This window comes from Selenomonas sp. oral taxon 138 str. F0429 (assembly GCF_000318175.2).
GTDB lineage: Bacteria > Bacillota > Negativicutes > Selenomonadales > Selenomonadaceae > Centipeda > Centipeda timonae.
In genome coordinates this window covers 129,982-152,166 of sequence record NZ_KB290939.1, presented here as the reverse complement: position 1 = coordinate 152,166, position 22,185 = coordinate 129,982, and the positions used below count along the sequence as shown (strand labels likewise).

Here is a 22,185-nt window from a genome sequence, read left to right as displayed (position 1 = left end):
TGTTTTCGTCTACAGTATACCATAGGCGTGGGAGAGCCGCAAGAATTCCGACAAAAAGCATCCAATCGACGCGATCGGAATGGGGCGACTCCCCAGACGGAGGCAATCGATTGGATGCTTTTTCATTCTATCAGATGGTTGCGCCTTTGTAAATCCTGTGCTTACTCGCTCGGCGCGTCAACGATGCGGTTCATCGTCGCCATCGAGGCGACGCGGTCGCTCTCGCCGAGGGTCATGAGCTTGACGCCCTGCGTGTTGCGGCTGATCAGCGAGATCTCGTCGACGGTCGTGCGGATGACGATGCCGTCCGTCGTGATGAGCATGAGCTCCTGATTCTCGCGCACAACGCGGATGCCGACGACGGAGCCGGTCTTGTCCGTGACCTTCATGTTGATGAGTCCCTTGCCGCCGCGCGTCTGCGTGCGGTACTCCTCGGCGGTCGTGCGCTTGCCGTAGCCGCCCTCGGTGACGGTGAGCACCTCGGAGTCGCTCTTGAGGATGTCCATCGCGACAACTTCATCGCCGTCGCTGAGGCTGATGCCGCGCACGCCGCGCGCGATGCGTCCCATCGAGCGCACGCCGTCCTCAGGGAAGCAGATTGCCTTGCCGCCGCGCGTACCGAGCATGATGCGGTTCTCGCCGTCCGTGAACTTCACGCCGATGAGCTCGTCGTCCTCGTCAAGGTTGACGGCGCGCAGCCCACTCTTGCGGATGTTGGCAAACTCGGCGAGCGGCGTCTTTTTCACCACGCCGCGCTTCGTGCCAAGGAAGAGGAAGCGGTCGGGCTTGAACTCCTTGACCTGAATGACGGCGGTGATGCGCTCGTCGCTCTCGACAGCGAGGAGGTTCACGATGGCGGTGCCCTTCGCCTGCCGCCCGCTCTCGGGGATTTCGTATGCCTTCAGCACGAATGCGCGCCCGCGGTTCGTAAAGAAGAGGATGTCGTGATGCGTCGTCGTGATGAGGAGGTCGCTGACGATGTCCGTCTCCTTCGTCCCCATGCCCTTCACGCCGACGCCCCCGCGCCGCTGTCGGCGGTAGGTGTCGAGCGGGATTCGCTTGATGTAGTTGTTCAGCGTGAGCGTGACGACGACATCTTCCTCGGCGATGAGGTCTTTGATGTCCATTTCGCTCGCGTCAAACGTGATCTCCGTGCGGCGCGCATCGCCGTACTTGTCGCGTACCTCGATGAGCTCGTTCTTGATGATGGCGAGCACCTTTATGCGGTCGGCAAGGATGCCCTTCAGCTCCTCGATCATCTTCAGAACTTCCTGATACTCCTCCTCGATCTTCTCGCGCTCAAGTCCCGTGAGGCGCTGGAGACGCAGATCGAGGATCGCCTGTGCCTGCTTCTCTGTGAGCTTGAACCCATCCATGAGTGCCGTGCGTGCGATGTCCGCTGTACGGCTCTCGCGAATCGTTGTAATGACAGCGTCGAGATGATCGAGGGCAATGGTCAGACCTTCGAGGATATGGGCGCGTGCTTCCGCCTTTGCGAGCTCGTACTGCGTGCGCCGCGTGATGACCGTTTCCTGATGGCTGATGTAGTGCCCGAGCATCTGCTTGATGTTCATGATGACGGGCTGCCCGTCGACGAGGGCGAGCATGATGATGCCGAAGCTGTCCTGCAGCTGCGTGTGCTTATAAAGTTGGTTCAGTATGACGTTGGGGGCACTGTCGCGGCGCAGCTCAATGACGATGCGCATACCACTGCGGTCGGACTCGTCGCGCAGATCCGTCACACCGTCGATCTGCTTGTCGCGGACGAGCTCGGCGATCTTCTCGATGAGACGTGCCTTGTTGACCTGGTACGGGAGCTCGGTGACAATGATGCGCGGCTTCCCGTTGCTCATGGTTTCAATGTGGGCGCGTGCACGCATCCTCACAACGCCGCGTCCCGTCGTATATGCCTTGCGGATCTCCTCGGTGCCGAGGATCAGCCCCGCCGTTGGGAAGTCGGGCCCTTTGATGACACCCATCAGTTCCTCGATGGTGGTCTCGGGGTTGTCAATGAGCAGGAGTGTGCCATTGATGACCTCAACCATGTTGTGCGGCGGGATGTTCGTCGCCATGCCGACGGCGATGCCCGCCGTGCCATTGACGAGGAGCTGCGGGAATTTCGCGGGGAGAACGGTCGGCTCTTTCTCCGAGCCGTCGTAGTTGTCGGTGAAGTCGACGGTCTCCTTGTCGATGTCGCGCAACATGAGCTCTGCGATCTTCGACATACGTACCTCGGTGTAGCGCATTGCCGCCGCCGAGTCGCCGTCGACCGAGCCGAAGTTGCCGTGTCCGTCGGCGAGCATGTAGCGCATGGAGAAGTCCTGCGCCATGCGGACGATCGCGTCATAGACGGAGCTGTCGCCGTGCGGGTGATATTTACCGAGCACTTCACCGACGATGCGCGCCGACTTTTTGTACGGCTTGGAGCTCGTCATGCCCGAGCCCTGCATCGCGTACAGGATGCGGCGGTGTACGGGCTTTAGGCCGTCACGCACATCCGGCAGCGCACGCGCCACGATGACGCTCATCGCGTAGTCGATGTAGGAGTTCTTCATCTCGTGTTCGAGGTTGACCGGGACGATGCGCCCCTGTCCAAAATCCAGATCCAAAATGTCACCTCTTTGTGTTCGTTCTATAAAATGCCACGTTGATTATAGCATTTTCGCGGGGAAAAGTCTATGTGTGAGGGGAATGTGAGGAGGTGTTTCTGCTTGCGTGCTAAAAGGGATTTTGTGACGCATCGTCGAATAAAGCGGATGGAGGTGAGCGCATGAAGAACATAGCGGCGCGACGGCAGGAGATGCTGATGCGGGCGAATGCGCTGTATGAGGCGCACGAATACGCGCGGGCGGCGGACATAGCGCAGGAATTCCTTGCCGTATTGCCCGAGGATGCGGAGATGCGCTATATCCGTGCGGCAGCGCTGACGGGCTGCGAGGCGTACGATGAGGCGCGTGCGGAGATTGCGCGGATTCGCGCAATCGAGCCCCACCATGCAGGGGCAGCGCGTCAGGAGATCTACATCGACCGCGCGGAGGGGAAGTTCCGCACACAGATTGCGCATCTGCGCGCGTACATTGCGATGCTTGAGGAGCGCATTGCCGCTGAGGACAGAGCTGACTATCACAGGGTATTTCTCGCGAGCGCGTATAGTCTCCTCGGGGAGGCTCTGACGCTGACGGGAGAGAGTGCGGAGGCGGTGGAGGCATTTCTCGCCTCGAGCCGCCTTGAGACAGCTCGTGAGAAAAAGGCAATCGAGTACAGCAACGCGCTCTTTGCCTCGAACTATCTGCCCTCAGAGCGGCGTGCCGCGTATGCGAAGCTCGCACGCGGCTACGGGGCGCTCTATGCGGATGTTCACCCGCTCTCAACTGCGTCGGATGCGCGGCGCGGACATGACCGCATCCGCATCGGCTACATTTCACCCGATCTGCGCACGCACCCCGTCGGTACGCTGATTCGTCCGCTTCTCACCGCCTATGACCGCACGAGATTTGCCGTGTACTGCTATGCAAACTGCGCGGAGGACGGTCTCTCGCAGGAGTTTCGCACGGCGGTCGATGTCTGGCGCAATATCTGCGGCATGAGCGCAGAGGAGACGGTGGCACTTGTGCACAGCGATGAGATCGACATCCTCTTTGATCTCGCGGGGCATACGCAACACAACGCTCTGCCCGTGCTCGCCCATAAGCCCGCGCCCGTGCAGGTGACGGGCATTGGCTACTTTAATACAACGGGACTGGCTGCGGTCGACTATATGCTCTCGGATGTGCACGTCGATCCCCTCGGGACGGATGACGATGCCTTTACCGAGGAGATGATCTGCCTGCCGCACAGTCATTTCTGCTACACGCTGCCATCGGATCTGCCCGCCATCGCCCTGCCCCCAATGGAGCGGCGCGGATATGTGACGTTCGGCAGCTTCAACAACTTCAGTAAGGTGACGGATGATGTGCTGCGCCTCTGGGGCGCTCTGCTCGAAACGGTGCCGCAGTCGCGTCTCCTGCTCAAGAGCAAGCTCTTCGGCAGCGCCGAGGGGCGGGAGATCGCGGCGGAGCGATTCACGCGCTACGGGATTCCCACGGAGCGCGTGGAGCTGCGCGGATTTGGGCCGCATCATCTCGCAGAGTACGGAGATATGGACATCGCGCTCGACACCTTCCCCTATACGGGTGGCATCACCACCTGCGAGGCGCTCGCGATGGGCGTGCCCGTCGTGACTCTCTGCGGAACAAGCCACGGCGCGCGCTTCGGCGAGAGTCTGCTCATCAATGCGGGGCTGCCCGAGCTCATTGCGGCAAGGCCCGAGGGCTACGTGCAGATCGCGGCGGCGCTCGCCTCCTCACCCGATCCCCTGCACGCCCTGCGCACGAATCTGCGCAGCATATTGGCGCATTCGCCGCTCACGGATGCACGCACGTATGTCCGCGATGTGGAGACGGCATATATGGAGATTTGGGAGAGATTTGTGCGCAGGAATGGGTAGATATGAACTGCTATGACTCAGCGTCTATGGCAGGGTATAATAATAGGGTCGTTGTACAAAGTCAAATAATTTTGTACAACGGCCCTATATATTTCGTGGTATCATCCCTGCAGCGTCTGCATCAGGGCTTCTTTGTTTTCATGCGGTGTCGTGGTGGGGCGGCCGAGATCGGCGCGTGAGCCGATTGCTGTGCGTATCTCCAGGAAGGAGAGCACGTCAGCGGTTTGGAGTTCGGCAAGCGCGCACGTAAGGTCATCCTTTGTATCTGCCGTCTGTATCGCCTGATAGCCGAGGGCCGCAGCGATGGCGGGGAAGTTGACACTGTGTGCTGCCGTCGGTGCACCGCCGACGCTCTCGTGTGCTTCGTTGTTGAGGAGGATGTGCACGAGATTCGTCGGAGCGGCTGCACCGATGGTTGCCATTGCACCCATGTGCATGAGTGCGGCGCCATCGCCGTCGAGCACTATCACGCGCCGCTCCGGGCGGTGGAGTGCGATGCCGAGGGCGATTGCCGCTGCGTGACCCATTGAGCCGACGGTGAGGAAGTCATGGGCATGATCCTCACCGCGCGCCTCCCTCAGCTCGAAGAGCTCACGCCCCGTCTTGCCCGTGGTCGCGACAATAATGGTGTCTCCCGCGGCAGCAAGGATCGTGGCGATTGCCTCCTCACGGCGCAGGGGGAAGTCATTTGTATATTTCCGCTTCGGATAGGTGAGTGCCCCATCGCATACAAGAAGGGCGCACTGACCGCCCGCCGCGAGATGCATGCGTTGCTTCTCGATCCACTGTGCAACATCTGCGGGTGTTGTATCGCGTGTGAGCACCATCGTACGAACGCCCATTGTCTCGAGCAGCGGTAGGCTGAGCCGCCCCTGCACGAGATGCTGCGGCTCATCGTGGAGATCGGGCTCGCCGCGCCAGCCAATGACAAAGATGCAGGGGATGCCGTAGACCTCCCGATGCAGAAGCGAGAGCAGGGGATTGACGATATTGCCGAGCCCGCTGTTCTGCAGGTAGACGAGCGGCGTCTTGCCCGTCGCGAGGTGATAGCCCGCCGCGAGCGCCGCTGCATTCCCCTCGTTTGCGGCGATCATATGCGCGGGGCTGTTTGCGCCGTGTGTGTCCATGAGATAGTCCACGAGCGGGCGCAGCTTCGAGTCCGGCACGCCCGCGTAAAACTCTGTACCGAGCACGGCAATCAGATCATTGACGTTCATATATACTCCTTATCACAGGTGGATGCAGATCTTTGCTAAGAGATGACAGGCGGCGCTGTATGAGAATAAGATTGTCCGTCATATTACATTTCCTCCGGCAGGGGGAACATCTCTCCGTTGTTTCCGATCCCCTGCAGGAATTCCCGCACGCGCGGATAGAAGAATGCACGCAGTTCCGGGCTGTCGATCTCGTGTCCTGCGATGCCCTCATAGGCGCGCGGATAAATACCAACCTTCGTCCGTGCGAGATCGGCAGTGCCGCTGAGGGAGACGGGATCCAGCGTCTCCATGCAGAGCGTATGCTCTCGCGCGCGTGCTGCGAGATGGTAGTATTTACGTGGAAAGAGAGAATTGCTGAATGCAATCTCGCGCCCCGTGCCGCCGAAGAGTTTCGGGCGCACGCCATCCACATTCGCCTCGACAGGGAAGCCCAGGAGATGCGCGAGCGTAGGGTAGATGTCCACCGCGCTCGTCAGCTCCTCCGCGACCATTCCCTCGGGGACGCCGGCGCCGCGCATCATCCACGTTGCACCCGTCAGCTGCGCGTCCACGATGTAATGCGTTGGGCTGAAGATTGGCACACCGTGATCCGAGTAGAGGCTCACGAGATAGTCTTCGGGCGCATAGTGCTCCTCGAGATAGGCAAAGAGTGCACCAAGCGCGCGGTCTGTATCATGTACTGCCTGCCAGAACGCTGTTTGATAGAATGCGCTCGGGCGCAGGTAGGGGCTCGTCACCTTCTCCTTCGAGCCGGAGAGGCGCCCCGCAAGTGGCAGCTGCATCTGTGCGGCAGAAGAGATCTGGAACACCTCGCCGCCCCACGGGTGCACGTCGCCGAAATGGAGGAAGATGAAGTGATCCGCCTCCCCGCAGCCGTCCAGATAACGGATGGTGCGCTCGACGCCCTCATAGGCATGGAGGCGATAGGGTGAGACGACAAGGCGGTCATAGCCGCGCGTCACCCCGTTGTAGATACCGATGCCATCTCCCATGAGACTGGAGGCAGCATAGCCCGCATCTCGTGCACGCTCGGCAATCGTAATACAGTCCTCACTCAGCTCGATCGCCGCCCACTCGCTGAACACACCAGTATGCTGTGGGTACATCCCTGTCTCGATCGTCGGGAGCGAGGGATAGGTGTACTCAAGTACGGAGAAATGCTGATCAAAGATCGTGCCGCGTGCGAAGAAACGTGCCGCGTTCGGCATATGCTCTGCAAATGAAGTGCGCAGCACTTGCCACGGGAGTGCGTCCACGAGGATGTTCAGCACGAGTTTTTTACGTGTGGGGCAGTGCCCGAGGTGGATTGGCGTCCCGACAATGAAGTCCTCTGCCGACGTGAATACGGTATCTTCATTCAATCGGAAATAATTCGGCGTTGCGGGATTCAGCCAGATATTGTCATCCACCGTCTCTGTTTGCGCCGTAAGCATCTGCCCGTCCGCTGTGCCAAAGATGGGGATGATTGCCTCTGCACCAGGCTCGACGGAGATCGCGGCCTCCTTCGGTGCACGCTCTGCACGCATGATATCAAAGGTGAAGTCTCCTCCGACATTGTTTGCAAGTCCTGAGGCATGTGCAATCGAATTCATCAGCCAGCGCTTGTTTCCGTGGATCTCCTGATCTGTGTATGCGCCGACGTAGTAATGCGGTGTAATATGCTGAGAGACGGGCAGGAACTCCTCGAAGAAGACCGTCGACTCTGCGGTCAGCCCCTCCGCAGGCATGTAACGCATACGGCTCAGGGCGTAGGGCGCATAGTTTGCCTTGCCCGTTGCGCGTGAGAGGCGATCCAACGTCTCCTCCGTCAGAGCCGCAGCCGGCACGTCCAGAGAGATGGGTACATGGAAGAAATTCAGCGGATAGCCCTGCATAACGAGTGCATCCGCATAGCGTCCCGCCGCCGCATAGGCGCGGGCGAGCACATCCCAGACGCGCGGCTCCACCGGGCGGATGCGAAAGGCACGCTCTCCGCAGACGATCGCGGACGCTGCATCGCCAGTTGCGAGCAGATACTCCGCGGCAAAGATGTCCGCATAGGCGGCGTTTGTATCCTCCTCACGATATGCGGCAAGCTGTACAAGGAAATGATCATCGTATGCGCGACGCTCTGAGCATGCAAGGAGATCCTGAAACAGCTCATAGGCACGCTCGTTATTTTTCCAAAATACCGTATCGCCGCTCATTGCAAGTTCCTTTTCATTTGTTCTCATGATTCGAAGAACTCCCCATTGTTTGCAATCTCCTGGACGAAGTGTCGTGCGCGCGTATAGAAGAATGCACGCAGCTCGTCACTGTCTGCTGCATAGGCTGCTTCGAGCTCATGTCCCCGCAGATAGATGCCTACCGTTGCTCCCGCAAAATCCGCCGTTCCGTCCTGCAGAACAGGATCGTGCGTTTCAACACGGAGTGCGTGGGTCTTGCTGCGCACAGCCAGCTTAAATGTCTGCCCTGCGTACTGGGAATAAGAGATGACCGCATCACGTGCTGTACCGCCGAAGATCTGCGGGAGGTTGCCATCGATGTCGGAGGCGACGGGAAAACCCGTAAGTGCCCCAAGCGTCGGATAGAGATCTACGATGCTGGTCAGCTCGTCCGCAATGACCCCTCTCGGCACACCTGCACCGCGCATCATCCACGCTGCACATGTCGAGTTCTCGCCGATGACATCAAACTCTGTCCCCTCTGCACGCGGCGTAAAGATTGAACTCCCATGATCGGAGTAGAGACTTACAATATATTCATCCTCTGCATAGTGATCTTCGATATAGGAGAGCAGCATGCCGATATTGCGGTCGACATCGCGCAGCCCCGCGTGGAACTGTGCCTTGTAGATCTCAAAATCGGGCAGACGAACACTCGCCGTTGTCTTTTCCCATGCAAATAGACGGTGTCGGAGTGGGAGGCGTGTCTCCACCTCGGATGCAAAATTAAATCCCATCGCATCCCACGGATGCACATCCGAGAGGTGCAGGAAGGTGAAGAGATCAGCCTCCCCGAACGCCTCGATGTGGTGGATTGTGCGCGTGGCACCGACGGAAGATGGCTGGTTCCACGTTGTCGTGATCAGACGGTCATATCCGCGCATCGTACCGTTGTATATGCCGTCCGCTGTCAATATGGGAGCAGCGGTATAGTAGCCGAGATCCTTCATGCACTCGGCAAGCGTCGGGATCTCCGGTGCGAGTTCATGGCTTGTTTGCGCGCGAAAGAGGTGGGTGCGGTATGGATAGAGGCCTGTCTCAATGGCAGGGAGTGCCGGATAGGTATACTCTGACGTGGAAAAATGCTGGTCGAAGATCGTGCCGCGCGCAAAGAACCGCGCAATGTTCGGCATCCATGCGGCAAAGTGCGGTCGTACGACGTTCCACGGAAGACCATCGACGAGGATGTTCAGCACGAGTTTTTTGCGTGCAGCACTGTGCCCGAGAAGGATGGGCGTTCCAACAGCGAACGGTGCATCATCCTCACACCTGATCGCGGTTGGTTCGGAGAGGCGCATATAGCTGTATGCCCACTTGCCGAGGTAGGCGAGCTGGTCATCCTCTGAGGGCGTGCTTACGATGAGCTCCTGCAGTGGCTGTGTCCCGGCGACAGGGAGGAGAATCTCGCGTCCCACCGGTACATCCACCTGAACGGAACGGCGCACCTCGTGCGCCTTCTGCAGATCAAATGGGAAGTCACGGCAGATATTATCCTGGAACCAATCCTTCGTGCGCGCATCCGCAATCATATAACCGCGGTCGGAGAGAAAGCCCCCGTCAGCATAGGTTCCCACCCAGAAGCTGGCATTGCACTCAGAAACTGCAGCGGGCAGATACTCGCCGACAAAGACGTCAGGACGGAATGAGAGAACATTGTTTTCGATCACCGCGCGCTTCTTTGCAAGCGGTGCATCAAGGCAGTCATTCATCGCACGCGTGAGTCGCATCAGTACGGCATTGTTGAGTATGGGCGGAGCATCGGGTGCAGCCTCACCTGCAAGACGGTGGAGATAGATTTTATATACGGCAGCCTCCAGTGTATTCCCCAGTGCGTAATGGGTGTCTGTGAGTACCTTCCATAGGGCGGGGCTAAGGGGGCGCTTCTCCTGTGCACGCTTCGCGCAGAGAAGTGCATTCTCCGCATCCCCCTGGGCAAGCAGGTAGCGCGCGGCAAAGATATCCGCGCGCTCAGAGTCCGGCGCAGCTGCGCGATAGGCTGCGAGCTGTGCGAGGAAATCGTCATCGTATGCGCCGCGCTCCGAGCGTGCAAGGAGATCCTGAAAGAGCTCATAGGTACGCTCGCTATTGTGCCAGAATACCGTAAGATCGTCCGTCATATGGATTCCTCTTCTCATGATGCCACTCATTTCGCTGTCGACAGTGGGAAAACTTCCCCATTATTGTTGATTCTCCGCAAGAATTTGCGCACGCGCGGATAGAAGAATGCGCGCAGCTCTGGGGTGTCCATCTCATAGCCAAGCGCTCCTTCATGCGTGCGCGGGTAGATGGCGACGCATGCTCCTTCGAGATTGACCGTGCCGTCCGTGAGAACCGCCTCCTCCGTATTGAGACGAAGTACATGTGTCAGGGAGCGCGCCGCGAGGAAGTAGGGCTTCGTCGGATAGAGCGAGTTACTGAATGCGACCTCACGACCCATACCGCCAAATATTTTGGGCAGCACACCGTCCACATTTCCGCCGACGGGAAAGCCGAGGAGATGACTGAGTGCAGGGTAGATATCCACCGTACTCGTGAGCTCATCCGCGATGACACCCGCAGGCACACCCGCGCCGCGCATCATCCATGCCGCCCCCGTCAGATGCGTGCCCACAATGTCGTGTGGCTCACTGAAGATGGCAACCCCATGATCGGAGTAGAGATTCACGAGGTAGTCTTCGGGCGCATAGTGCTGCTCAAGATAGGCGAAGAGCGTACCGAGCGCACGATCCGTATCGCGGATGCTCTGCCAAAATGCACACTGACTCACCGCGTTCGGGCGCATATAGGGACTGGGCATAGACGGAGCCTCTGTGACGCGCTCTGCGAGGGAGAGATGTGCCTGTACGCCACTCGGGAGTTGATAGAGCGGCGACGGATACGGATGCACCTCGCTTGCGTGAAGCAGGAGAAAATGGTCGATATCGGGAAATGCCTCCAGATGGCGAATGACGCGCTCGACACCCTCATAGGTCTGTGCGCGGTACATGGAGACAATGAGGCGGTCATAACCGCGCACAATGCCGTTGTATACCCCGCCTCCAAATCCCATCAGCTGCGCTGTCGCATAGCCCGCCGTCCGCGCTCGCTCCGAGATCGTCACATCATCGGGACGAAGATCGATGGTGAATCTGTCATTGAAGATGCCGCTGTGCTGCGGATACATTCCCGTCTCGATTGCAGCGATCGACGGATAGGTATACTCCGCCGTAGAGAAGCACTGATCGAAGATCGCCCCCTTCTCAAAAAAGTGATGAGTCTGCGGCATCTTTTCGGCAAAAGAGTCGCGCAGCAAAGTCCAAGGGAGTGCGTCAATGAGGAGGTTTAGAACGAATTTGCGCCGCGTGGGACTGTGCCCGATGCGGATCGGCGTACCGACGACAAAATCCTGCGCCGAAGAGAGTGTCGCACTCCGATCCAGACGGAAGAAATTCGGCGTTCCGATGTTCAGCCATGCCGTATCATCCAGCTCGTCCGTCTGTATGCGAAGCTGCTGTGCCTCCTGCACATCCAGCAGAGGGAGAACTGTTCCGAGGACGGGGAGGATCACCTCCTCCTGCGGAGCAAGCTGCAGATCGGCACGCCCTGGCACCTGCTGTGCACGGATGAGATCGAATGTGAAGTCGCCGCCGCCGAAATAGGAGAGACCTGGTGCGTTGCGGAGCGCGTCGATCTGCCACACGTGATCGCCCTGCATCCCCTGCTCTGCATAGACGCCGACGTAGTAGGGCGGTTCGATGTGGGAGCTGACGGGCAGCGTCTCGCCGAGAAAAAGCGCGTCGCGCTCGACCAGTCCCTCCTCCGGGTTATAGCCCATGCGCGTGGCAAATGGAGCGTAGGACGGCGCGGACATGGCAATGGAGAGACGGTCGAGTGCATGTGCATTCAATGCCGCGCGCGGAAGATTGAGCGCGAGGGGGGTGCCGCAGCCTGTCAGATAGCCCTGCATGACGAGCGCATCTGCATAGCGTCCAAGCGCCTTGTACGCATGGGAGAGCACAGACCAGACCGCATGCTGGACAGGGCGTGCGCGATAGGCACGCTCTGCGCAGATGACGGAATTCTCCGCATCTCCGTGATGGAGGAGATACTGTGCAGCAAAGATGTCCGCACGCTCGGATTCCGGTGCAGCCTCTCGATATGCCGCGAGCTGCACGAGGAAATCATCGTCGTATGCGCCGCGCTCCGAGCGCTCGAGGAGATCGTAAAAGAGCGCAGAGGCATGCTCATCATTGCGCCAGAATATGGTGAAATCGTCCGTCATACGGTCGTCCTTTCCGTCGATTTGGTTCATATCTGCTCCGGAAGGGGAAAGCTTTCCCCGTTGTTTGCAATCTCGCGCACGAAATCGCGCGCGCGGGTAGAAGAACGCACGCAGCTCTGGGGAATCCATCGCGTAGCCTTCCGCGCGTTCATGTCCGCGCGGATAGATCCCGACCTGAGCCTCCGCGAAGTCAACCGTACCGTCATCCTCGGTATAGCCGCGCGTCTCAAGGCGCAGCGCGTGCGTGTGTGTCATACGGCGAGCTTAAACGTCTGTCGTGGGAAGATCGAGAGACTGTAAACTGCGTCTCGTGGGGTGCTGCCGAACACGGCGGGCAGATTGCCGTCGATGTCCTCGGCGACGGGGAAGCCTGCGAGATGCGCGAGCGTCGGATAGAATTTGAACCCCTTTGCATTCCATGGATGCACGTCCGTTGTGTGGAGATAGAGGAATTGATCTGTTTCGTGAAACGCCTCCATCTGCATGATCGCACGGTCTACCATCTCGGCAGACGGCAGCTTCCATGCAGCGACATTCAGCAGGTAGCCACGCAGTGCGCTGCAGTAGACGCTGTCGCTCGCCCCCATCGGTGCGGCGGCATAGTAGTCAAGATCCGACATACACTCGGAGAGCGTCTTGAAATCAAGCGGGATCTCGTGGCTATCACGCTCGTTAAACACCTGTGTATGATGGGGATAGCGCCCGGTCTCGATCACAGGCAGAGCCGGATAGGTGCACTCGGACGTGGAGAAATGCTCATCGAAGATCGTGCCCTGCGCGAAGAAACGCGCAATATGCGGCATATACTCCGGAAAGCGCGTGCGGTGGGAGGGGTGAGGGGCAGATGCTCCCCGACAAAGGCGTCGAGGATCAGATATAGCTCTCCGTCATTCAGTACGGCACGCGTCTGTGACAGCGGAGCCCGTGCCAAGCCCCGTGGCGACGGAGAGGCGGTTCAGGCTCTCTGTTCCGCTACGAAGAAAGAGCTCCGGTGGAATATCGGGGGTGAGATACCGGCCGTGCGCATAGCCGTACATCGTGAGTACATCTGTTGTCCGTCCCAGACGTGCATAGACCGCACCGAGCAGTTTCCACACCTTGTAGTTTACGGGACATTTCTGATATGCGCGTTCGGCGCAGAGACAAGCACTCTCCACATCGTCCTGCGCAAGCAAATAGTGCGCAGCAAAAATATCTGCGCGTTCCGAGTTGGGCGTAGCCTCCCGATAGGCCGCCAGCTGTGCGAGGAAATCATCGTCGTAGGCCTCTTTTTCTGCACGCGCTATAAGATCGTAAAAGAGTGCAGAGGCCTGCTCGTTGTTCTGCCAAAATACACTGAAATCATTCGCCATCTATATCTCCTTCGGCAGGGGGAACATCTCTCCATTGTTGCTGATTCCCTTTAGGAATTCTCGTACGCGCGGATAGAAGAACGCGCGCAGCTCAGGGCTGTCTGTCTCGTATCCTGCAATCCCTTCGTAGTCCCGCGGATAGATCGCAGAGACTGAGCGTGCGAGATCGACCGTTCCGTTCGCGAGGACGGGCGTGCCCGTCTCGAGATGGAAGGTATGCGTCTTTGCACGTGCACGCAGACAGTAACTCTTGGTCGGATAGAGCGAGTTGCTGAATGCGATCTCGCGCCCCGCACCGCCAAAGAGTTTTGGAAGGACACCGTCAACATCGTCACCGATGGGGAAGCCGCAGAGATGAGCGAGCGTCGGATAGAAGTCCACCGCACTCGTCAGCTCCTCTGAGATGATCCCCTCCGGCACTCCTGCACCTCTCATCATCCACGCAGCATGCGTCAGATCGGGACTGACAATGTAGTGATGCTCACTGAAGATGGGAACGCCGTGGTCAGAGTAGAGACTGACGAGATACTCATCGGGTGCATAGTGCTCCTCCAGATAGGTATAGAGTGTCCCCAGTGCGCGATCGAGATCCCGGATACCCTGACGGCAGGCCTCCATACTGAGGTCTGTGCGGCGCATATAGGGGCTCGGCTCACTGCCCACAGCACCCGAGAGCCGTTCTGCGAGCGGCAGACGTGCCTGTACGCTCGACGTGATCTGAAAGAGTGGATAAGGCCACGGATGTACATCTGCCGTGTGGAGGAAGATGAACTGATCCGTGTCGCCCAGCCCCTCGAGATGCCGGATCGTCCGCTCGACGCCCTCATAGGCGTGTTGCCGGTAACCCGTGATAATGAGGCGCTCATAGCCGCGCGTCACCTCGTTGTAGACCCCGATACCGTCCCCCATGAGATTTGATGTCGCATAGCCGAGATCGCGCATACGCTCTGCGAGCGTCACGAACTCTCTGCGCAGCGGAACGGTGATCTTGTCGTTGAAGATTCCGTTGTGATGCGGGTACATCCCTGTTTCAATCGTCGGGAGTGAGGGATAGGTGTACTCGGACACGGAGAAATGTTGATCAAAGACGGTGCCGCGTGCGAAGAAGCGTGCCGTGTTCGGCATCCATTCGGCAAAGTTGTCACGAACGACCGCCCATGGGAGCGCATCGGCGAGGATATTCAGCACGAGCGGCCGACGCGTATGACTGTGTTGAGCCGTGATCGGTGTGCCGACAATGAAATTATGATCGGAGGAGAGTGCCGTCGACTCACTGAGACGGAAGAAGTTCGGCGTTGCGATTGTGAGCGGTGTCTCCTTGTCAATGTGCGGCGTTTTCACCCGCAGCTGTTGGAAATCGGTCGTTCCGAGCAGCGGCAGGACGACGGACTGCCCCGGGGAGAGATTGAGCTCTGCTCTGCCCGGGGCACGCCTGCTGCGGATGAGGTCAAAGATGAAATCTCCGCCCACATAGTAAGTCACGTCCGCCGCGTTGTGGATCTGGGCGAGCAGCCAAGCCTTATTTCCCTGCTGCTCCTGCTCCGTATAGACGCCGACATAGTAGGGTGGTAGATCCGAGGTCAGCTGGGGCAGAAACTCGCCCATGAAGGATGTGCACGCAGTGGTCAGACCATGCTCCGCGTCATAGGTCATACGGGATATGGCGAACGGTGCATAGCTGGGCTTGCCGCTCGCGACGGAGAGACGATCAAGAACCTCCTCGGTGAACACCTCCGGCGGGACATCCTCTGCCGAGAGCGGATGATTCAGCAGTTTTGCCGTATACGCATCGAGGAGGAGCGCATCCTCCCAGCGCCCGAGCGCACGATAGGCACGCGCGAGCACCTGCCACGCACTGTGGTCGATGCGGCGGGCGAGGAAGGCACGCTCACCGCAGAGTACGGCTCCCTCTGCGTCATCATTCGCAAGCAGGTACTCTGCGGCAAAGACATCCGCATGCACCGGATCGCCGTTTGCCTCCCGATAGGCGGCGAGCTGCGTGAGGAAGACATCGTCGTAGGCATTCCGCTCCGCGCGTGTCAGCAGATCGTAAAAGAGCGTAGAGGCGTGTTCGTCATTACGCCAAAATACTGTGAAATCGTCCGTCATGTGATCTCCTTTTTCCTTCGCTCAAATAGGCTCTTTCACGATTTTTCCCCGAACCACTCAGGTCGTGCAGCACGCATCGCGGGCCAGAACTCGCCGTTGTTTGCAATCTCCTGCACAAAGTCGCGTGCACGCGGATAGAAGAACGCGCGTAGATCGGGGCTGTCGACCTCATAGCCCTCCTCAAGCTCGTGGGCGCGCGGGTAGATCGCCACCCTTGCATCGGCGAAGTCCGCCGTTCCGTCCTCATCGACGACTTCCTGCGTTTCGAGGCGCAGAGCGTGGTCATGCGTGCGCACGGCAAGTTTGAACGTCTGTCCCGGGAAGATCGACATACTGACGGCGGCGTCGCGTTTCTTCCCGCCGAAGACGGCAGGGAGATTGCCGTCGATATCGGCAGCGACAGGGAAGCCCGCGAGATGACCGAGCGTGGGGTAGATATCCGCAATGCTTGTCAGCTCGTGCGTAACGATTCCCTCGGGAATCCCTGCCCCGCGCATCATCCACGTGGCGCGGGTCGAATTTTCACCAATCACATCGATCACGTCGTTCGTCGGTGCAGAGAACACCGAGCTTCCGTGATCGGAGTAAAGGTTTACGATATACTCGTCCGGCGCAAAATGCTCCTCGATGTAAGAGAGCAGATAGCCGATCGTGCGGTCGACATGGCGGAGACTCTGCCAAAACTGTTCCTGATAGATGCGGAGATCCGGCAGGCGGACGCTTGCAACGTGTTCATCCAGTTCAAAGAGACGCTGCGCGAGCGGCAGCTGCGTTTCCACGGTGGGATGAAACTTGAACCCCTTTGCATTCCATGGATGCACATCGCTCGTATGCAGATAGAGGAACTGATCCGTCTCGTGAAATGCCTCCATCTGCATGATCGCACGGTCGACCATTTCTGCGGACGGTTGCAGCCATGAGGCGATATTCAGCATATTGTATCCACGCATCGCCCCACAGTAGATATTGTCATTCGTCGCCATCGGTGCGGTGGCATAGTAGCCGAGATCCGCCATACACTCTGAGAGCGTCTTGAAGGGAAGCGGCAACTCGTGACTGTCGCGCTCATTAAAGACCTGCGTATGATGCGGGTAACGTCCTGTCTCGATGACGGGCAATGCAGGATAGGTACATTCGGATGTGGAGAAATGCTGATCGAAGATCACGCCGTGTGCGAAGAAGCGCGCGATGTTCGGCATACCGTCGGAGAAGCGCGTACGCGCAATGTTCCACGGCAGACCGTCCACGAGGATGTTCAGCACGAGCTTCTTCCGCGCGGGACTGTGCCCGAGGCGGATCGGTGTCCCCACGGCATAGGGCGCATCGTTCATCGGCGAGAGGCGTACGGATTCGGACAAACGGAAATGGCTGAATGCCCATTTGCCGAGATAGGCTGCTTGCGCCGGCATCGTCCTCGGTTCGATTCTGAGTTCCTGTAAATGCTCTGTACCCGCAATAGGAAGGATGACCTCATCTCCTGCAGGGACGGAGATTTCTACCGCTCCGCGTACCTCCTTCGCCTGCTGTAACTGGAAGAAGAAGCCACGGTGCATTTTTTCATGGAATACGTCTGTATGGCGGAGCTCCTCGACAAGAACCGCATGATCTGAAAGGAAGGCGTTCGTATAGCATGCCACCCAGAAGCGGGAGTGGTGCGCCGGCATCGTGAGGGGAAGCGGCTCGCCGATAAAGACATCCCCTTGAAAATTCAGACCTGTTTCATTCATGGAGACGCGTGCCTTGACGAGTGGTGCGAAATTGCCACAGCCGAGTGCGACCGAGAGCCGATCAAGCTCCTCACGCCAATGATCTTCAGTCAACTGCACGGAAAGCTCGGGCGAAAGATAGATGCCGTACGCGTAGCCGGCCATTGTGAGTGCAGCCTCTGTACGTCCGAGTCGTCTGTAGATCTCTGCGAGCAGTTTCCAGATCTCATAGTTCACGGGACGGCGGCGAGAGGCGCGCTCCGCGCAGAGACGGGCATTTTCCACGTCGTTCTGCACAAGCAGATAGCGCGCAGCAAAGATATCCGCACGCTCGGAGTCCGGCGATTCCTCCCGATAGGCGGCAAGCCGCGCGAGGAAATCGTTGTCGTAGGCATCGCGCTCCACGCGTTCAAGGAGATCATAAAAGAGATTGTATGCGCGCTCATTGTTGCGCCAGAATACCGTGAAATCGTCTGTCATGGGATTTCCTTTCCGGTTCGGATTTAGTCGCCGATAGCACTGCCCGGTGGAGGGGGGAATACCTCACCGTTGCTTGCGATCCTCTTCAGGAATTCGCGCACACGCGGGTAGAAGAACGCGCGCAGAGCCTCGCTGTCGACCTCATGCCCCTCCTCTTTTTCGTGTTCGCGTGGATAGATGGCAACCTTTGCCTTTGCGATGTCCACGGTGCCGTCCATCGCGATCGGTTCTTCCGTCTCGCAGCAGAATGTATGCGTCGCGGATCGTGCGGCAAGAACATAGGGTTTTGTCGGATAGAGCGAGTTGCTGAACGCGATTTCGCGTCCTGACCCGCCGAAGATGCGCGGAAGCACGCCGTCTACATTTGCAGCCACGGGAAAATCCAACAGGTGAGCGAGCGTCGGGTAGATGTCCACCGCACTCGTCAGCTCGTCCGCGACGACTCCCTCCGGCACACCTGCGCCGCGCATCATCCATGTCGCACCTGTGAGGAGTGGATCAACAATGTAGGGCTGCATACTGAAGATGGAAACACCGTGGTCGGAGTAGAGACTGATGAGGTATTCTTCAGGCGCATAGTTCTCCTCCAGATAGGCGAAGAGCATACCGAGCGAGCGATCAAGTGTGCGCACACCCATCCGGAACCCCTCCTGACTCAGTGGAGTGGGCGGCTGATACGGGCTGGGGATGGCACCGATCGGCTCGGTCATACGCGCGGTGAGCGGCAGATACGCCTGTGCCGCCGTCGGATGTTGAAAGAGCGGGGACGGCCACGGATGTACATCGCTCGAATGAATGTGAATGAAGTGATCGCCCGCGCCAAGACCCTCCAGATGGCGGATGACGCGCTCCATCGCTTCATAATTCGGCTGGCGGTAACAGGAGCACAGGAGGCGATCATAGCCGCGTGTTACGCCGGTATAGATTCCTCCGCCATACCCCATGAGAGAGGAAGTGGCGTAGCCCAGATCGTTCAGACGTTCTGAGAGCGTCACATAGTCTGCGCGGAGGGGAACGGAAACCTTGTCGTTAAAAATCTGATTATGGTGCGGGTACATTCCTGTTTCAATCGCCGGAAGTGCCGGAAACGTGTACTCCGCCACAGAGAAATGTTGATCGAAGATCGTACCGCGCGCAAAGAAGCGTGCCGTATGCGGCATCTGTTCCGCAAACGTTGTGCGCAGTATCTGCCACGGGAGGGCGTCGGCAAGAATGTTCAGTACGAGTCGGCGGCGCACCGGGTTGTGCCGTACGGAGATCGGTTTGCCGACGATGAGATCGGCATCCGATGCTATATCCGTCGGCTCATCCAGACGATAGAAATTGGGGGTCGCCACATTCAGCCAGCCGTAACGGTCCATGGTCTGCGTGCGCATATGGATGTGTTGGGGCGCATTCAGACCGAGTGTCGGCAGAACCGTGCCGATGATGGGGAGCACCGCATCCTGCCCGTGGGCAATATCCACACGCAGTTCTTTCCCGATACGGTCGCTGCGCAGGAGATCGAACGTAAAATCGCCTGCACCAAAACAACCCACCCCCGGGGCATTCTGCAGAACACTCAGCTGCCATGCGTGATCACCCTGCAACCCCTGTTCCGCATGAACGCCGACATAGTAGTGCGGCATGATCTGCGGGTCGATGGGAAGAAACTCACCGGCAAAGACACCTTCAACTGAAGTCAGACCCTCGTTCGGAGCATAGGAGACGCGCGTGACAATCGGTGCGAAGGAAGGACGGCTCATGGATATCGACAGACGGTCCAACGCCTCCTTCGTGATCGCCGCTCCCGGATAGTCGTGGATGCGGACCGGTACATTGAAAAGCTGACACATATAGCCCTCAAGCACCAAGGCGTCAACATAGCGGTGAAGCTCCTTGTATGAACGCGTGAGTACATCCCAGACGGCGGGACTCACAGGACGTTGTGCATAGGAACGCTCTCCGCAGAGCGCGGCCGTTTCTGCATCCCCGTGATAGAGCAGATACTTTGCGGCAAAAATATCTGCGCGCTCGGAGTCCGGGCTTTCCTCTCGATAGGCCACAAGCTGCACGAGGAAATCATCGTCGTATGCGCCGCGCTCCGCACGTGCGAGGAGATCGTAAAAGAGCGCAGAGGCGCGCTCGTTGTTGCGCCAGAACACCGTGCAATCGTCCTGCATAGATATCCCTTTCCACGTTTGGTTCATGTATTATCGCTCTAGTGGTTCGTTCCGAACCACTCAGGTCGTGCAGCGCGCATCGCGGGCCAGAACTCGCCGTTGTTTGCAATCTCCTGCACAAAGTCGCGGGCACGCGGATAGAAGAATGCGCGCAGCTCTGCGGAATCCACCGCATAGTCCTCCTCGAGCTCGTGTTCCCGTGGATAGATCCCGACCCGTGCCCCCACGAAGTCCACCGTCCCGTCCTCATCGACAGGCGCGCGCGTTTCGAGGCGGAGTGCGTACTCGTGTGTGCGTACGGCGAGCTTGAATGTCTGCCCGGGATACTGCGAGGAGGAGTAAACGGCATCCCGCTCCTTTCCACCAAATACGGCGGGAAGATTTCCGTCAATATCGCGCGCAGGGGCGAAGTCGCACAGATGGGCGAGCGTTGGGTAAATGTCGACAATGCTCGTCAGCTCGTCTGAGACTACGCTCTCGGGAACTCCGGCACCGCGCATCATCCACGTCGCACTCGTGGCATACGGACTGATGATATCCAAGCTGCCGGAGATCACCTTGTTGAATATGGAAACGCCGTGATCCGAATAGATACTCACGAGGTATTCGTCTTCGTCGAAATGCTCTTCGAGATAGGCGAGGAGGAGGCCGATGTTCTGATCCATCTGCCGTATGCGCTCCAGATATTGCTCCTGATAGATTTTCATGCTGGACAGGAAGACGCTTGCCTCACGCTCTGTATGGCTGAAGAAGCGGTCGGAGAGCGGAAGATGGGTCTCGATATTCGTGTCGAATTTATAGCCGAGGCCGTCATACGGGTGCACGTCGTTGACCGCAAGATAGAGGTATTGGTCGACCTCGTCAAAGGCGCGGAGCTGACGCAGTACATAGTCCACACCATCGACCGAGTTCTGAATCCACGAGGAGACAACGAGACGATCAAAACCACGCATAATACCGTGGGAGATCCCTTGATTGCTGCCCATTGGAATTGCGCAGTAATAGCCGAGATTCTTCATCTGCTCGGCGGTGGTCGTCATCCTGAGCGGCAGCTCGTAGCCGGCATTGACGTTGAAAAGATGCGTATGATGGGGATAGTATCCTGTTTCGATGGCGGGAAATGACGGGAGCGTATGCTCCGAGGTCGAAAAATGCTGCGTGAACACGGTGCCGCGTGCGAAGAATTTGGAAATATTCGGCAGATGCGTGGCGCTGTGGGCATGAGCGATCGCTCCGGAAAGGCCGTCGACGAGGATGTTCAGCACCACTTTTCGTCGTGCGGGACTATGCCCGAGCAGAATCGGGGAGCCCACAGCATATGGCGTCGATTCATCGGTGTGCAGCTGCGTATTTTCGTTCAGACGGAAGAAGCTGAATGCCCACTTGCCCAGATATATGTCATGCGTTCCTGTGGATGCTGTTGTCACAGAAAGTTTCTGATCCGGCATCGTGCCCGCGATGGGGACAATCGCTTCCCGACCCTCGGGGAGCTGGATCTCGGTCGTGCCGCGTATCTCGCACGCCTTTTGCAGATCGAAGAAAAAGTCACGGTGTCCGTAGCGGGAGAGCCAGCTGTCGTGACGTGCATCAGAGAGCATATAGCTGTGGTCGGAAAGACCTGCATTTTCTATATAGACAGCGCTCCAAAAACGCGCGCTGTCCTCGGGATACGTAATCGGAATCGCCTCGCCGATGAATACGTCGAAACGAAAGCCCAGCCCCGGATTCATGAAGTAGGCACGGCTCGTTGCGATCGGTGCATTTAGGCACTTGCCCACGGCAAAGGAAAGCCGCCCCAGGGCTTCATTCATATTTTCTTCGGTCAGGCTGAGGTCGAAGTCGATCCCGCCCATATCTGCACCCAGATAGAGACCATATGCACGCCCCTGCATCGTAATGGAATCGAGCTCCCGCCCGCAGATTTTGTAGCCGGCAGCGAGCACACGCCACACTTCGAGATTGAGGGGACGTCTCTCATATGCCCGCTCACCGCAGATGACTGAATTCTCTGCATCACCGTGGTGGAGGAGATACTGTGCAGCGAAGATATCTGCGCGTTCTGAATCTGGTGCAGCCTGACGATAGGCGGCAAGCTGCACGAGGAAATCGTCGTCGTATGCCCCGCGCTCCGAACGGTCAAGAAGATCGTAAAAGAGCGCAGAGGCGTGCTCATCATTGTGCCAGAATACCGTAAAATCGTCCTGCATT

The 22,185-nt window shown here is 58.4% G+C and carries 10 protein-coding genes and 1 pseudogene; 1 reads left to right on the top strand and 10 read right to left on the bottom strand.

Translation table 11 applies throughout. From position 1 onward, the window contains the following. Positions 1–161: 161 nt before the first annotated feature. Positions 162–2,609: a DNA gyrase subunit A gene (gyrA, locus tag HMPREF9163_RS05735; RefSeq protein ID WP_009440761.1), complete on the bottom strand. Its 2,448-nt coding sequence runs from the start codon at positions 2,607–2,609 to the stop codon at positions 162–164. A 161-nt stretch (positions 2,610–2,770) separates the two neighbouring features. Here gyrA and HMPREF9163_RS05730 point away from each other — a divergent pair, with 161 nt between their 5' ends. Continuing rightward, positions 2,771–4,486 carry a tetratricopeptide repeat protein gene (locus HMPREF9163_RS05730; RefSeq protein WP_009440760.1) on the top strand — a complete coding sequence of 572 codons (1,716 nt, stop codon included), beginning with the start codon at positions 2,771–2,773 and terminating at the stop codon, positions 4,484–4,486. Between the two features lie 101 nt (positions 4,487–4,587). Here HMPREF9163_RS05730 and aepY read toward each other — a convergent pair whose 3' ends face one another. The 9 genes and pseudogenes from aepY to HMPREF9163_RS05685 form a co-directional block, all read right to left on the bottom strand. Further along, positions 4,588–5,703 (bottom strand): phosphonopyruvate decarboxylase, encoded by a 1,116-nt coding sequence (gene aepY, locus HMPREF9163_RS05725; protein WP_009440758.1) that lies wholly within the window; start codon positions 5,701–5,703, stop codon positions 4,588–4,590. Between the two features lie 83 nt (positions 5,704–5,786). Beyond that, positions 5,787–7,916 carry a sulfatase-like hydrolase/transferase gene (locus HMPREF9163_RS05720; RefSeq protein WP_009440756.1) on the bottom strand — a complete coding sequence of 710 codons (2,130 nt, stop codon included), beginning with the start codon at positions 7,914–7,916 and terminating at the stop codon, positions 5,787–5,789. Further along, complete coding sequence (locus HMPREF9163_RS05715; protein ID WP_037346260.1) at positions 7,913–10,024, bottom strand: sulfatase; 2,112 nt, start codon at positions 10,022–10,024, stop codon at positions 7,913–7,915. Before HMPREF9163_RS05715 ends, HMPREF9163_RS05720 begins: the two co-directional genes overlap by 4 nt. A gap of 26 nt (positions 10,025–10,050) precedes the next feature. Continuing rightward, entirely contained in the window at positions 10,051–12,168 is a 2,118-nt protein-coding gene (locus tag HMPREF9163_RS05710) for a sulfatase-like hydrolase/transferase (protein ID WP_037346403.1), read from the bottom strand. A 26-nt stretch (positions 12,169–12,194) separates the two neighbouring features. Then, positions 12,195–13,520 (bottom strand): annotated as a pseudogene (locus HMPREF9163_RS12070) (sulfatase-like hydrolase/transferase). Then, complete coding sequence (locus HMPREF9163_RS05700) at positions 13,521–15,629, bottom strand: sulfatase-like hydrolase/transferase (RefSeq protein WP_009440751.1); 2,109 nt, start codon at positions 15,627–15,629, stop codon at positions 13,521–13,523. A gap of 35 nt (positions 15,630–15,664) precedes the next feature. After that, the gene (locus HMPREF9163_RS05695; RefSeq protein ID WP_009440750.1) at positions 15,665–17,815 is read right to left on the bottom strand and encodes a sulfatase-like hydrolase/transferase; all 2,151 of its coding nucleotides are present in this window, start codon (positions 17,813–17,815) and stop codon (positions 15,665–15,667) included. Positions 17,816–17,838: 23 nt separating this feature from the next. Continuing rightward, the gene (locus tag HMPREF9163_RS05690) at positions 17,839–19,977 is read right to left on the bottom strand and encodes a sulfatase-like hydrolase/transferase (protein WP_037346257.1); all 2,139 of its coding nucleotides are present in this window, start codon (positions 19,975–19,977) and stop codon (positions 17,839–17,841) included. Positions 19,978–20,015: 38 nt separating this feature from the next. Next, positions 20,016–22,184, bottom strand: coding sequence for a sulfatase-like hydrolase/transferase (locus HMPREF9163_RS05685; RefSeq protein ID WP_009440748.1), 2,169 nt, complete (start codon positions 22,182–22,184; stop codon positions 20,016–20,018). Position 22,185: the final 1 nt, after the last annotated feature.

What these genes read in the sequence shown, in the direction of transcription:
- HMPREF9163_RS05730 (WP_009440760.1), top strand. Translation starts at nt 2,771, where the DNA reads ATGAAGAACATAGCGGCGCGACGGCAGGAGATGCTGATGCGGGCGAAT.
- aepY (WP_009440758.1), bottom strand. Translation starts at nt 5,703, where the DNA reads ATGAACGTCAATGATCTGATTGCCGTGCTCGGTACAGAGTTTTACGCG.
- HMPREF9163_RS05720 (WP_009440756.1), bottom strand. Translation starts at nt 7,916, where the DNA reads ATGAGAACAAATGAAAAGGAACTTGCAATGAGCGGCGATACGGTATTT.
- HMPREF9163_RS05715 (WP_037346260.1), bottom strand. Translation starts at nt 10,024, where the DNA reads ATGACGGACGATCTTACGGTATTCTGGCACAATAGCGAGCGTACCTAT.
- HMPREF9163_RS05710 (WP_037346403.1), bottom strand. Translation starts at nt 12,168, where the DNA reads ATGACGGACGATTTCACCATATTCTGGCGCAATGATGAGCATGCCTCT.
- HMPREF9163_RS05700 (WP_009440751.1), bottom strand. Translation starts at nt 15,629, where the DNA reads ATGACGGACGATTTCACAGTATTTTGGCGTAATGACGAACACGCCTCT.
- HMPREF9163_RS05695 (WP_009440750.1), bottom strand. Translation starts at nt 17,815, where the DNA reads ATGACAGACGATTTCACGGTATTCTGGCGCAACAATGAGCGCGCATAC.
- HMPREF9163_RS05690 (WP_037346257.1), bottom strand. Translation starts at nt 19,977, where the DNA reads ATGCAGGACGATTGCACGGTGTTCTGGCGCAACAACGAGCGCGCCTCT.
- HMPREF9163_RS05685 (WP_009440748.1), bottom strand. Translation starts at nt 22,184, where the DNA reads ATGCAGGACGATTTTACGGTATTCTGGCACAATGATGAGCACGCCTCT.